The 14681-nt window shown below is 41.0% G+C and carries 17 protein-coding genes and 1 pseudogene; 13 read left to right on the forward strand and 5 right to left on the reverse strand.

What is annotated here, in order from left to right:
- A pseudogene (locus FCR06_RS28185) lies at positions 1 to 348 on the reverse strand (hypothetical protein); the annotation flags it as partial.
- Positions 349 to 876: a hypothetical protein gene (locus FCR06_RS33120; RefSeq protein ID WP_189523610.1), complete on the reverse strand. Its 528-nt coding sequence runs from the start codon at positions 874 to 876 to the stop codon at positions 349 to 351.
- A 456-nt stretch (positions 877 to 1332) separates the two neighbouring features.
- Between FCR06_RS33120 and FCR06_RS28195 the strand changes: the two genes are divergently transcribed.
- The 7 genes from FCR06_RS28195 to FCR06_RS28225 all read left to right on the forward strand — a co-directional run bounded on the left by FCR06_RS28195 (position 1333) and on the right by FCR06_RS28225 (position 9295).
- Entirely contained in the window at positions 1333 to 1731 is a 399-nt protein-coding gene (locus tag FCR06_RS28195) for a MobC family plasmid mobilization relaxosome protein (RefSeq protein ID WP_138505685.1), read from the forward strand.
- Positions 1712 to 2887, forward strand: a complete 1176-nt coding sequence (locus FCR06_RS28200) for a relaxase/mobilization nuclease domain-containing protein (RefSeq protein ID WP_138505687.1) — start codon at positions 1712 to 1714, stop codon at positions 2885 to 2887. Before FCR06_RS28195 ends, FCR06_RS28200 begins: the two co-directional genes overlap by 20 nt.
- 33 nt (positions 2888 to 2920) lie before the next feature.
- The gene (locus FCR06_RS28205; protein ID WP_138505688.1) at positions 2921 to 3598 is read left to right on the forward strand and encodes a hypothetical protein; all 678 of its coding nucleotides are present in this window, start codon (positions 2921 to 2923) and stop codon (positions 3596 to 3598) included.
- A 6-nt stretch (positions 3599 to 3604) separates the two neighbouring features.
- Positions 3605 to 5191: a type IV secretion system DNA-binding domain-containing protein gene (locus FCR06_RS28210; protein WP_223280335.1), complete on the forward strand. Its 1587-nt coding sequence runs from the start codon at positions 3605 to 3607 to the stop codon at positions 5189 to 5191.
- Positions 5192 to 5208: 17 nt separating this feature from the next.
- Positions 5209 to 5733, forward strand: coding sequence for a hypothetical protein (locus FCR06_RS28215; RefSeq protein ID WP_138505690.1), 525 nt, complete (start codon positions 5209 to 5211; stop codon positions 5731 to 5733).
- Between the two features lie 266 nt (positions 5734 to 5999).
- Positions 6000 to 8021 (forward strand): pentapeptide repeat-containing protein, encoded by a 2022-nt coding sequence (locus FCR06_RS28220; RefSeq protein ID WP_138505692.1) that lies wholly within the window; start codon positions 6000 to 6002, stop codon positions 8019 to 8021.
- Positions 8022 to 8047: 26 nt separating this feature from the next.
- Positions 8048 to 9295 (forward strand): BREX system ATP-binding domain-containing protein, encoded by a 1248-nt coding sequence (locus FCR06_RS28225; RefSeq protein WP_138505694.1) that lies wholly within the window; start codon positions 8048 to 8050, stop codon positions 9293 to 9295.
- A gap of 241 nt (positions 9296 to 9536) precedes the next feature.
- On the opposite strand, the gene rpsU is transcribed toward FCR06_RS28225, so the two are convergent.
- Positions 9537 to 9725 (reverse strand): 30S ribosomal protein S21, encoded by a 189-nt coding sequence (gene rpsU, locus FCR06_RS28230; RefSeq protein ID WP_138505696.1) that lies wholly within the window; start codon positions 9723 to 9725, stop codon positions 9537 to 9539.
- Between the two features lie 71 nt (positions 9726 to 9796).
- Complete coding sequence (locus tag FCR06_RS28235) at positions 9797 to 10105, reverse strand: RNA recognition motif domain-containing protein (RefSeq protein WP_138505698.1); 309 nt, start codon at positions 10103 to 10105, stop codon at positions 9797 to 9799.
- A 379-nt stretch (positions 10106 to 10484) separates the two neighbouring features.
- On the opposite strand from FCR06_RS28235, the gene FCR06_RS28240 reads away from it, so the two are divergent.
- The 6 genes from FCR06_RS28240 (at position 10485) to FCR06_RS28265 (ending at position 13871) form a co-directional block, all read left to right on the forward strand.
- Complete coding sequence (locus FCR06_RS28240; protein ID WP_223280336.1) at positions 10485 to 11240, forward strand: ParA family protein; 756 nt, start codon at positions 10485 to 10487, stop codon at positions 11238 to 11240.
- The gene (locus tag FCR06_RS28245; RefSeq protein ID WP_138505702.1) at positions 11240 to 12163 is read left to right on the forward strand and encodes a ParB/RepB/Spo0J family partition protein; all 924 of its coding nucleotides are present in this window, start codon (positions 11240 to 11242) and stop codon (positions 12161 to 12163) included. The genes FCR06_RS28240 and FCR06_RS28245 overlap by 1 nt, the downstream gene beginning before the upstream one ends.
- 162 nt (positions 12164 to 12325) lie before the next feature.
- Complete coding sequence (locus FCR06_RS28250; protein ID WP_138505704.1) at positions 12326 to 12754, forward strand: putative toxin-antitoxin system toxin component, PIN family; 429 nt, start codon at positions 12326 to 12328, stop codon at positions 12752 to 12754.
- Positions 12751 to 12990 carry a ribbon-helix-helix protein, CopG family gene (locus tag FCR06_RS28255; RefSeq protein WP_138505706.1) on the forward strand — a complete coding sequence of 80 codons (240 nt, stop codon included), beginning with the start codon at positions 12751 to 12753 and terminating at the stop codon, positions 12988 to 12990. The genes FCR06_RS28250 and FCR06_RS28255 overlap by 4 nt, the downstream gene beginning before the upstream one ends.
- 19 nt (positions 12991 to 13009) lie before the next feature.
- Positions 13010 to 13363, forward strand: coding sequence for a hypothetical protein (locus FCR06_RS28260; protein WP_138505708.1), 354 nt, complete (start codon positions 13010 to 13012; stop codon positions 13361 to 13363).
- 319 nt (positions 13364 to 13682) lie between these two features.
- On the forward strand, positions 13683 to 13871 hold the full coding sequence (locus FCR06_RS28265) for a hypothetical protein (RefSeq protein WP_138505710.1): 189 nt from the start codon (positions 13683 to 13685) through the stop codon (positions 13869 to 13871).
- Positions 13872 to 13881: 10 nt separating this feature from the next.
- Here the strand turns inward: FCR06_RS28265 and FCR06_RS28270 are convergent, their stop codons facing one another.
- Positions 13882 to 14484: a tyrosine-type recombinase/integrase gene (locus FCR06_RS28270; RefSeq protein ID WP_138505712.1), complete on the reverse strand. Its 603-nt coding sequence runs from the start codon at positions 14482 to 14484 to the stop codon at positions 13882 to 13884.
- Positions 14485 to 14681 lie beyond the last annotated feature (197 nt).

Here is a 14681-nt window from a genome sequence, read left to right on the forward strand (position 1 = left end):
CTCAGCAGCCCCAGCAGGCAGATCCACCAGAGATACTTTAGGAGAAAGACGCTTCAAATCATCCTGCAAAGCATCAGCACCACCGCGCTGATTAAGTTTTAACGCTGACACCCCGGGCTGTACCTTATTGTAGTGACGATAAAGCTGAGGATTCGACTGGTCACATTCGTAAGCAATACAGTTGATATTTCTGTGGCGATAAATATCAAGCAGAATTCGAGCGACTACACTTTTACCAGTCCCGCCCTTATCACCAGTCACCAACACCAAGCGCCCTACAGTTTTTGGTAGAGTAGAAGGCTTTTTTTCCTGAGCTTGGTCAGCTGATTGTTTTGCTCTAACTGCCATTTACAAATCCTCATCAGAAATTATTTGAGGTACAAAAGCAGGACGAGAGGTATTTTGATACTCACTGTCCTTACTCTCATCCGACTTCTTAGCCGTTTTAGTAGTTTTAGGAGTTGTTGATTTTGATGAAGCGGATTTTGATTGTGGTTGTGATTTAGAATTAGCTTTTTTGGCAGACTGAGTATTGTTTTGTGTAGTCGCCGAATTCTCAGCATTAGTCGGCTCATCAATAACTGATGTATTGGTATTCTCCTCACTAGGAGTATCAGAAGACTTTTTGCGCGTAGACCTTTTGATATCGCTAAGTAAATAACGGATACGTTCTGCACTAATATTGATATCCAGACCAGCTAAAGTTTCAGACACTTCCTCGTAGCTATAGCCAAGACGTAGCACCCGTTCAATTTGACGGCGCATCTTTCTAATAGCCTCTCGTGCTGGGATGTCATCTAATTCCTTAGCACCCAAAGCGCGGAGAGCATCAAGAGCTTCTGGAATTTTCGACTTAGGAATACTATCTTTAGTCACAGAAGTAAAAATCAAGCTAATGTTTATGTTTAAAACTTTACTTTTACACTAAGCATCTATCTAAAGACAGGTTATTATCAATGCAACAATTAATTAATAATCAGCAATAGATATTAACGTGATTAACTGAACGGTAATCACTGAGAACGTGTAAGATAACTCACGAAGAGTTTATCAAAAAAAATTACACATTTATTAGTAAGAATTGTCCATGCCACCTCAGAGCGTAATCCTTAGCTCGTTTTCGTGGCGGTTGTCGCTCTCTACGCGCTGTATCCCCACGCGGGTGGTTGCCCCTATTCTCTCCTTCCTCCCCCACACCCCTGGTAAGGAGCAAGCCATGCCTAGCCCTCCGGGCTACCAACGCTGCGCTCGGCTCGGCAGGCTTGCCAAAGGGGGAAGTATCCCCGCTTTGGAAACCCCCTCAAGAAGTTGTACTAAGTCCTGTATAACGTTATGCCTAAGCGTTCTTCTCCATCACTCGTCCGCACCAAAAAGCTGCAAGCACTATTCAGTCCGATTGAATATGAAATGATTCGCTCAAAGGCAGAAGACGCGAGTATGAGTTTGGCAGAATTGACAAGGCGCTGTTTATTGCTGCAACCAATCCCACCACCACCGCCGCGACTGGGCAGAGTTACCGTTGCCACTTACCTAGAACTTTCTCGCATCGGCAACAACATCAACCAACTGGCCAAAGCTGCCAACACCGCTATCAAAATGCAACTGCCACCGCCAGCAGATCCAGAACTATTAAACGAACTACTAGAACTGCTGCAACATTGCCAACGGGAAATAGCTAAAACCTTTATTGAGGAAGAGGACGAGTCAACAGATGATTGGCAACCAGACTAAGGGGCGAGGATTTCGCGGACTGCTCAATTATCTCCAATCCCAACAGGGGGCTAAACTCATTGGTGGCAACATGGGCGGTCAGAATGCCCGCGCACTGGCTCTTGAATTTAAAATCTCCCGGCAGTTAAACCTTGAAGCTGACCGAGTAGTGTACCACGCATCATTGTCACTACCACACAACGAGCGACTAGATGACGCAACCTGGAACGAAATCGCTAACCGCTATCTTGAAGAGATGGGCTTTGATAGCAACCAGTACGTAGTATACAGACACAGCAACACGGAACACAACCACATACATATCTGCGCCAGCCGCATCCGTTTGGACAACGGGAAGATTGTACATGATAGCTGGGATTACAAACGCAGCGAGAATATTATTCGGCGGTTTGAACTTGATTATGGATTACAACAAACCCAAAGCAGCCATGAGAAATTATCCCGCAACCCAAGTATTGGGCAACAAAGACGATTAGAAAGAGAGCAGCTTGAATATATTAATGGCGATCGCTCCTCACCACAAAAACGCCCCATCAAACAACAGCTTCAAGAGTTAATCGACCGCGCCACGGTAGACCAACCGACTATGCCCCAACTAATTGAGCGACTGCAAATAGAAGGTGTGAAAGTTCGCCACGGTCTTACACGCAACGGTAAGAGTAAGGGTATCAGCTATGCAATGAAGGGCCAGCAATTTAGCGGCACAAATTTAGGAGCAGCTTACACATTCCCAGGATTGCAAAAACATAAAGGAGTTAATTATCAACCAAAACGCGACGACCAAAGCATTATTGCACTGTTATTAAATCCTGCCAAACCTATACAACAGTCAAAACTAGTTGAATCAGTTCAACTCAAGCAACAAGAGAACCCCTCAGTAGAACCTCAAAATCAAACCGACCTTAACCAGTGGCAACAGAGATATCAACAGCTATCACTTGCTCTGAAGCTAACAGCACTGTCACCTAACGACCGGGACAGAAAAATTATTCGCCATTTAATCAACCAAGAACAACCAGCTTCAGATATCAAAGACATTATCAAAAAAGGTTCAATACAGCGCACAATAGCAGAATTTAAACAGTTAGTGGAACTGGCAATAGATGACTCAAAGAAACAAGAACAAAAAACCATTCGGCGCGGACTGAGCAGATAAATCAACTACCAAAAGAAACTGAGAGGCATTCCTATGAGCGATCGCCCTGATTATCCTCAACCAAAACGCACCTCTGCCCAAAAACAAGAGCAAGAACCAGATTTAACAATTGAGCAGTTGAGACTCATTCAACAGCAGTCAACGGTTAACCAACAGAACAACCAGCTTAATGAACAGCAACCCGACCGAGAAAACAACAAACAAGCTGACCCTCCAGAACTCAACAAACACGTTAACTCTCCCAAGCTGGGCAAAGAATTTGGCTACCTGCCAGCTTCTTACTATTTAGAAGCTGCATCAGAGCAGATTCCCGGTTTAGGTGAAAAGGGAAAGAACATCACCCCAGCAGGTTTAGCAGCATTCGGACGACTAGGGCTTGACTTCACAAAATCAGACCCAGCCCCACAACGCCCCACATTAGATTCGAGACTTGCAGCAATTCGCGCTCAACGCGACTCCTTGAGTAAATTCCCAACACCAGAACCAGAACAAATCAAGCAGGGGAGTAAACAACCAGAGAATCAAGAGAACAACTTGCATGAAAATCTCCCCGATGACTCAACACCCAAACCCAGCAGCCCAGACACAGAATCTCACCACGAGCGCGTTGACCCAGAGAAGATGACTTTAGACGAGCGCATCGCACACAACAGGGTGAAAACTGCAACACCAGAACAATCCAAACAAATTAATCAAGATTTAAATCGGTAATAGCAAATGTTTGGTCAAAATCAACAGCAGCCTGACCCATCAGCTTTAATAGGACTAGGCATAGCATTTTTCTTTGGTGCTTTAGCTTACGGCATAGCTAAAATCAGCGGGCCTATTTTCCCTATAATGCTCTGTGGGATCTATGTATCGTCCATTGCTACTAGTAAAGAACTGCCACTGAAAATTGGTTTAGGAATCTCCGCAATTGAACTGCTACTCACACCCTTTGTAGGCTGGCAGAATTTTTGGAGCTACAACTTAATTTTGGGCTTAGTGCTTGCCGTGATTCCAGAAAGATTGGTGTCGGGAGTTGTGCGCGGTTCTCAGCTGCAAACACCTATTCAACTACAGAAACAACTGCGTCACAAAGAACAACTGATGCAGAGAAAGCAGCAAACGCCACCGCCGATACTTCCCAAACTCGAAATTGCAGATATTCAACTACCAGACGACCTAGCACCATTATCATTTATGTTTTTGGGTTCCCCCGGTTCCGGCAAGACTCAAGCCATTTTAAAAATGCTCTCTATCATGCGCGAGCGGCCTGACTACCGTGTTATCTGCTTAGATAGATCAGGCGAAATCCTTGAAAAATTCGCTGATCACAACACCCTAATCTACAACCCCAGAGACAAGAGAACAGTTCACTGGAGCCACCGCAGCGAAGGCATTGATTTTGAGACTATTGCAGCTGGTTTAATTCCTCCCAACCCAGATGCCAAAGACCCGTTTTGGAATGAGGCAGCCAAAGGGCTGTTGTCTGATTTGTACGCCCAGACCTATGACAACGCCGAAGTCTGGGAGATGATAGCCAAAAGACCCTTGCAAGATTTAAAAGACTTACTCACCGGGACATTAAGCGCCACTTACTTAGAAGCAGAAAACACCGCAGCAGGTATCAAAAGTTCCGCCATTAACTACCTGCGATTCTACAAAGTATTAGCTGACAATCAAGCGAAAGCTGACTTTTCTTGGAGCCGATGGGGGAGAGAAGACGACAAGAGGTGGATATTCCTACCGATATTTGAAAACGAAGCTGAACTGTTTAAACCCCTGTACACAATGGCATTTTCATTAATGCTCAGGGGACTGTTAAGCAATGAGAATCACCACATTAAAACCGTGATTTGCATTGACGAACTCTCAGCRCTGGGTAAGCTTGTCGGTTTAGAGCGCTTGCTAGCAGAAGGGCGGAAATTCTCAGGTATTGGAATGCTAGGTACTCAACTTACAGGACAGATAGCCAACATTTACGGAGAGTACGGAATGCAAACCATTCTCCAAGGTTGTTGCACCAAACTCATCCTCAATTGCCGGGACTATAGCACGGCTGAATTATGCTCCAAATTGATTGGTGGACAGGAACGCTTAGAAACTACTCAGGGCAAGAGTAGTAACGGCTGGTTCAGTGAAACACGTTCTGTTAATCAGCAAATACGAGAAACTTTTGCTGTACTACCTAGTGAACTGCAAGCATTACCACCACTAGAAGGATATCTATTAATTGCTGACGGTACAAAACCTGCCAAAGTCAGAGTAACCCCAACAGACTATCCTTTGAAAGCTTCGAGATTTATAGATGCTGCAATTTGACAATTGAGAGGGTGCAAATGATGTTTATTTCTCGTGGTCTTTTATTCAAAGTTTGTATTTTAGGTTTATTTGTTGGGTGGTTGACTGAACTGCCCAAAAATTCTGCAAATGCCCGTCAATCCAAAATCCAAAATTTATTGTCACAGACTGACAGCAAACACCAATCTTCACCAGCAGTTCGAGCGTCGGCAGAAATTGAACTGCTAGGAGAGGCTAATGTCAGTGAAAATAATGAAGCGATCGCCATTTATCACCAGATACTGAAAGTTAATCCCAATTCTGCCAAAGCGCATTTTCTATTGGCTAAACTTCAACTATTTAATTGGTTCTATCATGCCCGCAATCAGCCAGTAGGAGCTAAACTCAAGCAGACAGGATTGAACCATTTAAAAACAGCCAAACAATTGTACCAAAAGCAGGGCGATACTGTAGCGGCGGCAAAGTTGGAGAAAGTATACAGTCAGGTCGAAAAGGAGACGAACCCAATTGGTTGGGAATTTCCAGAATGGCGCTACCTTGATGTGAAGCTTTCAACCCAGTAAGGCTATAAATAGCCACATACATTTAACTCAGAAGAGCAAGCGATGAGTTTTAAATTCAATCTTTTCTAAAGGTTGCGTTGATTGGCAAAGTTTATTCGGCTGTTGCAGCTACCTTTTTTTAGTACACCACGATGTACCCAACCCGATCACACAACAGTAGTAGCGAGTAAATCACTATTTATTGCAGCATATTGTTTTAAAAACCTGGAAAACTGCATACTGGAGATGTACTAAAGTATAAATCCAAGCATTTTTCCAGCTATGCTATGTCCCTAGACTTCTCTAGTCAGAATCTCCGAGGGCGCTCTTTTAGAGGTCAAAACCTTGCTAGTGCTAACTTTAGTTATGCAGATATTAGAGGTACTGATTTTACTAACGCTAACTTGAGAGGCGCGAACTTCAGATATGCTCAAGCTGGACTGCAAAAGCGTTGGGTTACTCTCCTAGTCATTATTTCCTGGTTCCTTTCGGTATTCTCAGGTTTTCTCTCCGCTTTTGTTAGCTCTTTTATCACTGCACTAGTACTTGATAAGACATCGAGTTTAATGAGTCTAATACTAGGCTTGAATAGTATTGTCTTAATAATTACTTTCTTTTTCATAACAATTCGCCAAGGAATACAAAAGGCTTTAGAAAGCATAATTTTCGTCGGAGCCATAGCCATAGTTGAAGTCTTCGTCGGAGCTATAATCGGAACCGGAGTTTTTAGCGAAGCCTTCACCTTCGCCGGAGCGTACGCTGGGGCCTTTGCTGGAGTCGGAGTCATAGCTGTAGTTTTATCCATAACCTTCGCCTTCGCTGGAGCGTACGCTAAAGTCTTTGCTGGAGTCGGAACAATAGCTGTAGTTTTATATGTAGTTTTGTCTGTAGTTTTATCCAAAAATTTTGTCGAAGGTTTAGCTATAGTCATAGCGCTATTGAGTATCTATATAAGTTGGCGATCACTAGAAGGAGATGAAAAGTATGCAATTATTCGCAGCATCGCTATCGCTTTTGCAGCTTTTGGCGGTACAAGCTTTCGTGGTGCTGATTTGACTGACGCAGATTTAACTCAAGCCACGCTCAAAAATACAGATTTCCGAAATGCTATCCTCATACGTACCCGTTTCTACCAAACTAAAATGCTTGACCGTGTTCGCCCTGGTTTAAGTTACCTTCAAAAGGCACAAGTGCGAGAAGTACTGGTTACAGGGCACGGAGAGGATAGAATTTTTGATCACCAAGATCTGCGAGGTATTAATTTACAAGAAACTAGATTGGTAGATACTAGCTTTCTTGGCGCAAATTTAAATGAAGCTAACTTACAAAATACTGACTTGTCTAGAGCAAAGTTAGTGCAGACACAGTTAGACGGAACTGATTTTACAGGTGCTAATCTCACTGGAGCTTGCATTGAGAATTGGGTTATTACCAGCAACACCAGGTTTGATGATGTAAAGTGTCAATATGTTTATATGCGACTGCCTACTAAAGAAAACCTTGACCCCTTACGTAAACCAGACAACAGGCAGGAAGTTTTCGCAGATGGAGAGTTCGGTAATTTTATAAAACCAATTTTTAACACGCTTGACCTATACCATAGTCAAGGTGTAGATCCTCGTGCTATCGCCATTTCATTCAAACAACTTGCTGAAGACAATCCTGATGCCGAGCTTGAAATTGTAGCATTAGAGAAACGTGGTAGAGATAATTTCTTACTACGTGCTAAAACCGTACCAAATGCTAACAAGTCTGTACTCAGTGCAGAATATTTTGAAATATATAATCAACTCAAAGCTTTAGCAGAACAAGAACTAGAAACATTGATAGTAGAAAAAGATAGCAGAACTCGTAGTTTAGAAACTATGGTAGTAACGGTGCTTCAACGCCATAAATTTTATACAGAAACTCATAACTATCAACAAAATACTGTTTCACAAAGTCCCAAACAAGTCTCTCACAATTACTTGCAAAATTCTCAATTTGGAGGTGGCATAGTAAATACTGATACATTAGGGTTTCCACTATCTGAAGTTAGAGTTAATACAAATGATATACTCCTTCAAAATGCTTTAGATATTTATAATAATTTGAGTGAAATTAGAAAAGAAAAATTTATTCCACTTGATGAGTATTTAGAAGTTTCTATTAAAAAAGGATTAGTAACTAGCAGTAATCAGATGCATACACTATTTAACAGGATAGCCACAGATTATCCTGGTGCAATTAGGATTGAATCCATTCGAGGAAAAACAGGACAGTATATAGCTTTTTTTGAAGAATATCTTCAAAATACTTTAGATAGCTAAATAAATTAATATAAATATAGGTCATAATGGTAAATATATTAACTAAGAACCGCACAGAAATCAAAAGAATTTTGAAGCTATTAGAAGCTACATTAGTTCCAGAATCAGGTTTAGAATTGTTCACTGTAGGAGATGGCTTTCGACGCATTGTAAGTCAAATATCAAATGAACTAAGTGAATTAAGTAAAGAACCCCAATTTCGTGAATACATAATTGAGGGTTCTTTTGGGGGTGGAAAAACTCATTTTCTAAAATACATATCTTGGTTAATTAGCGAGAATGAGTCTGGTAATCGTGTTGTATCGTCACTAGATATGAGCAACTTATCTTTACCTGGAGATTTTGAACATAGAGTAGTGCGTGGAATGTACTCAGGAGATGAAAAAAATTATGGGGAAGTATTACGGAATTTATATAAACGCATTGTTGCTCATCTTCACCAGGAATATGTAAAGCAAAATATTAATATTTACCCTGATGAATTAGAGAAAATATTTGAAACATTATTATATTTTATTATAGGCACAGTTTCGGCTGGTACTCTTGATCGTTCAATTATTGAACTTCTTGGTAATGCTAATCCAGTAAGTAGTATAGTCCGTATATTGTCAAGAAAAACTATAAGTTCATTAGCATTGAAGGCTCGTCATAACTCAAGTGCAAACAGCATAAAATTTGTAGAAACATATATATCAATAATTAAAAATGAAAATGCTCCCCTCTCTAGATTTGATGAAGCGTGTATATCACTAGGAAAGGAGAAAGAATTATGCAATGTAATATTTAGAATGCTAAAACTAGCTGGATATAACTCAGTAATAATTCTGGTTGATGAGTTAGAAACAATAAAACGATTTCGAGAAGATAGACAGCGACAAATACTTACAGAAATTAGAGAGTTTCGCGATAGATTCAGTCTTGTTGGTGAAGATCAAGGCTTTCCTTCAACAGCTTTGCTAGTAGCATCTACTTCACAGTTTTCATCTGGCGGTGCATTAGAGCAACTAGAACCTGCATTACAAGATCGCTGGAAACGTAAAAAACTTCCTTTGATACCTCTAAGTGAATCTGATATTGATCACCTCTTGTTCAGATTAAGAGATCTTTTTTACTTTGCTGGATATAAATTAAAGCCACTTGATGAGGGTGATATTCATGAAATAATAACAATGCGGAGAAAACTCTTTAATAACATGACTCTTGTTGATAGAAATCCCCGCAACATAATTGCTGAATTAATCAAGATGATCAGGGAAGAGTGGATTGTTGATTAACCCCAGTTTACAACGTGGGTAATTTTACACGTATTTCGTCATATCCCCAATACTTTTCCACGCTGCCAGCCCCGACCTCGCAAGAACAGTAAGTAGCATTGGCTATCTCAAACCTTTATATCTCAAGCTTTTGAGCGAGTCATAAAATCTCATTGCTTAAATACTTCTTACTGATGCTAATTTCCATAAATAAAGCCCTCAGAAATTATTTGAGGGCATTGATTAATATCTATGTCATTCTTCAAGTGCGGAAACGTCTTTTACGCTGCTTTTGCAAGGCAAGTTTTTTGCGCTTGGATTTTTCAATAGGGGTTTCAAAGTGACGATGCTTCCTCATATCTTGAAAAATCCCTGCCTTAGACACTTCTCGCTTAAATCGGCGTAAGGCTGACTCAAGATGTTCATTTTCACCCACTACTATCTGGGTCATTATTTCTCCTACCAAATCGACTTCATCAATGACCTAAAAATTCGCTCTCTCTTTCAATACGGTTTCAAATCTTAGTAGCGTCCGCGTCCACCACCGCCACTATATCCACCCCGATTGCCACCAGACGAACCTCTGTCTTCTCTGGGCTTGGCTTTGTTAACTTTCAGGTCACGACCCATCCATTCAGCACCATCTAGAGCTTCAATGGCAGCAGTTTCTTCTGCATCTGTTCCCATTTCTACGAAAGCGAAGCCGCGCAGACGACCTGTTTCCCGGTCTGTAGGTAATTGAACCCGCTTTACCGTACCATATTCAGCAAAAACACCCTTAATATCATCTTCCGTAACTTGGTAAGAGAGGTTGCCTACATAAATTGACATTGATTATCTCCAAAATCATAAATGTGTAGAGATTTAAATTTCGGAGAAAAGTCTGTAAATACTAAAAGGGTAAAGCCTGTCAATACTAAAAACAAAAATACTCACCAAATTAATTCTCTTTTTCTAGGATGACATAAAAGCTAATTAGGCGCATCCAGTAAAAGGTTAATAGATGGTTAACCCTTATGTAATGTTTACTAGCACTAATTATTATCAATAAATTCTTTACAAATTTAGAGAATTACTGATTTGAGTCTATGATATCTACTCACAACAGAAACCTTATTTTGTAAGTATGTAAGTATTGTGACATTCCAGACAGTTATCAGTAGCAATAGCTTAAGCTAAACTAACTCTAATTGCTTCATCAGTGAACCCTGTGTCCCTTAAGATTATTTCTTTTTTTAATCAAGCTGGTGGAACTGGTAAAACCACCCTGACGCAGAATTTGGGTTATCAGCTGGCTCAACGGAGACAGAGAGTTTTGCTAGTGGATATTGATCCTCAAGCATCACTTACTGCCTTCATGGGTTTAGAACCGTTCGAGTTGAAGCAAACCATAGCTGATTCGTTGTTAAAAGATGCTCCATTACCGCTCCACCAGAATGTACACGATGTAGACTTGGTTCCCAGCAACATTCTGTTGAGTGCCATTGAGGTACAACTTCATTCTGTAATAGCTCGTGAATGGAGGCTCAAGCAAACATTATTAACTGTGCAAGACAATTATGACTTTGTACTGATTGACTGCCCTCCCACATTGGGAATTTTTAGTATTCTGAGCTTAGTAGCTTCCACTCATGTACTTGTACCAATTCAAACCCACTTTAAAGCTTTTCTAGGTGTAGAACTGCTGCTAGATTCTATTCGCCAAGTAAGAGAACGTATTAATCCTGGACTGGCGATTGCTGGTGTAGTGCCTATGATGCACGAAAGCCGTACTAGCCAAGGTAAAGTTATTCTTGATGGCATCAATGAACAATTGAGTGCTATAGCTCCAATTTTTCCGGCTATTCCTAGAACAATTAGCTTTGCTGATGCTTCGATGGCAAGACAGCCTTTGGCGGTTTATGATTCTAAACACCCATCTGTGCAAATACTTGAAGCCATTGCTCAGAAACTGGAGGAAGTTTAATGCCACCAAGAAAATCTAATCGCGTAGCACCAAAGCTAAATACGGTTGATGCCTATCTTAGTAGCTCTTCTAACTCATCTTCTACTACAGTTTCAATTGGAAAGATTCGATTACCGCTCAAACAACCACGTCGCTACTTCGACCCGGAGAAATTAGCCCAATTAGTGCAGTCAATTAGAGAACATGGCATTTTGGAACCAGTGCTGGTTCGTCCACTGCATGATGGTGAGTACGAGTTGATAGCTGGTGAACGACGGCTACGGGCTGCGCGGGAGGTGGGATTAGGTGAGATCCCTATTGTTTCTCATGAATTAGATGATAAACAAGCTCTCCAGGTAGCTTTGATGGAGAACTTACAACGGGAAGACCTTAATCCGCTGGAAGAAACTGAGGCAGTGCTAGAGATTCTGTCGCTTTCCTTAGAAATAGAACCAAGTGAAGTTGCGTCCATCTTGCACCAGTCTTTCAACGCTAAACAAAGAGGTGTTGAATTGAATCAGAACGTTCTGATTCAACTTGAGCAGATTGAAACAGTATTGTCTCAAATAGGACGTTTCAATTCTGGAACATTCCGCTCTAGCCGACTTCCTTTGCTAAATCTTCCTGAAGATATCCTTGATGTGCTGAGGCGGGGAGAGATTGAGTATACTAAAGCTCAAGCAATTGCACGAGTCAAATCAGAACAGCAACGTTCTGAATTACTCAAGATAGCTATTGCTGAAAATTTATCTTTGAGCGAAATCAAGACGAAAATAAAAGAACTGACACCTGAAACAGAAATAACACCAGATAGAGTTTTAGCTGAACGATTAGCTGAGATTAGCAAGCGACTACAAAAAAATAAAGGAGTGAGTGTTCAGAAGAATAGAACACGAATATTGAAGCTTCTGGATGAGTTAGAAAAACTCACATCAGAAAATTAGGCTGATTTGGCGTTATCACCTATATGTCACTATGCGCTTTGTTCATGTTCCAATGGAGTCAAATAAATCACTACTCGCTGATTAAGAGCCTAAGCGATTTTCTCTGGATGTAGCTAGCTGTGCCTATACTGTTAACCACAGAACAGCAATCCGAGAAAATTAATGAAAACGTATCAGATCATACTAGATACCAATGTCCTACTCGCTGGTCTACGCTCCCAACGTGGTGCATCCTATAAACTATTAACAATACTCAACGATAACCGTTGGCAATTAAATATTTCTACTACTCTAGTATTTGAGTATGAGGAAATTCTTAAACGAGAACAAATGCAGTTAGGTTTAAGTTTAGAAGATATTGACAATGTTATTGATGCTCTTTGTGCTATCGCTAACAAACGCAATATTTTCTACCTCTGGCGACCATTATTAAACGACCCAGATGATGATTTCTTGGTTGATTTAGCAGTAGAAGCCCAGGCTGATTATATTATCACCTACAATCAAAAGGACTTACAACCAGCCGAAATTTTCGGCATGAAAGTAGTAACACCATTACAGTTTCTACAGGCAATGGGAGAAATTACATGACTGACTTCAACGTAAAAATTCCTGAGTCTTTATACAAACAAATAGAAGCCTTAGCAACAAAAGAAAATATGTCAATTGAACAACTTGTAGCAGTTGCTTTATCTGCACAAGTGTCCGCATGGATGACCAAAGATTATTTAGAAGAAAAAGCTCAACGCGGGAGTTGGGATAAATTTCAACAAGTTTTAAATAAAGTTCCTGATGTAGAACCAGACGATTATGACAAGCTTGATTAATTAGAATTACGGAAAGATTATGATGACAGCAGAATATCTGAGGACAAAGGCAAAGGTGAGACAGCTTGCTCGTCAATCTGGCATAACAGCAATTGATAGCTGCTATATTAGTCTAAAGTTAGAAGCAGAGCGTCCAGATTGGGGATTAATTGGCGGGATATTTTACCCAAACCACCTGGAAGAAGAGATGAAATCTCACGAAGAAACTCTAACAGAAATTGGAGACAGTCTAGATATTTGGCTGTCGTTGGTTAGAGCTAATAGTGTTGTTGCATCTTTGAGAAAGAAAGCACTCTCAACTAAAAATATAGAAGATATCAGACACTACCTCGATGTTCAGTTCGTTTCATCTGTGGCGACGGTCAATCATTAGTAATCTGGCACTTTGAGAATGGGTGGTGCTGGCAGCGATCGCCCAGGAGAGTGAATGCTGTTTTACTGGGGTGATGGAGTTCTACAGTATTAAGAAACTTAGTAATTAATTTCTTACCAAGGGTTGTCACAGCCTTTGATACAGCAAGGTGATTGAGAGCCAATGCTGCTCAGGCGTATTGCCCAGTCGTGGCTATTGAGGATTGAATATTTTTTTAATCAAGAAAAGATATAAAAAAAATAGCAGTATATATCTTGATTTTTTTATCGATTAATGGTATTTTATTTAGCTGTATTAATAGTAAACTTGTACTAAAACAATGAATAGTCAAAACATTGTTGAATATGAAGAGTATTCTATACAAATCGGACGAACACTAGTAGATAAAATGACTGGTGAGCAATATTGGACTGTCAGTATAGGGCAACCCGGACAACCTCAATTACCTGTGCAAAAACAGTATGGCGGATATGAAGTAGCCTTAGCTGAGGCAAGGTCATTGCATTAACGCAGGAATATTATAAGTCCCCCCAATCAAAATTCAAAAAACGTCGAGCATTCAGCTTGGTATATTTTTCAGTGTGTTTGATATCGCGGTGTCCCAAAAAGTCTTGAATCTCTCTAGTGCTATACCCCTGATTCACCAGATAATAGCCGCAAGCATGGCGCATCATGTGACAGTGAACTTTGATATCAAGCCCTGCCTGCACTGCCAGCCGCCCCATCAACTTCCGCACTGCATCAGTGGACATCACAAGACCACGCTCTGACACAAAAATATATTTGCTATCAGGGAATTGTTCTCTCAGTTCCTTAAGCAAGGTGATTTCGTCGTCTCTCAAGGGATGCACCCCAGAATCACTACCTTTCTCCCTGGTGATGAAAATCTGACGCTCTCCCCACATCACTGCATCCCAGCGCAAACCGCATTTCTCGCCTACAGCTTCACCAACCCTCAGCCCGTGCCGAAACAACATCAACATCAGCGTATAATCCCGGTGGCCATAACGAGCTTTACGATTAAGTGCCGCATCCAGTAAAGATCGCACCTCGCTTGGTGTAAGGTATTCTCTAGACCTGTAATGCTTGTTAGGTTTACGTCCTGGGGGCTTGGTCGTCATTTATTCGGGAGCTACTGTCTTCTTTACACGGTTAATTCTGGACACTACACATTCTCCCAAACCCTGATACTTTCGTGAAGAACTACCCCAAAAATGACCTCAGTTAAGTTAAACTTATCTTTCAGCTACCGAAAAATTTTCTACACAGTGCGATCAATAACTCTGGCTTATATAAGATGGTAAAGAGCTAGCCCAAC

Origin of the sequence: Nostoc sp. PA-18-2419, from assembly GCF_005869855.1 — a bacterium.
GTDB lineage: Bacteria > Cyanobacteriota > Cyanobacteriia > Cyanobacteriales > Nostocaceae > Nostoc.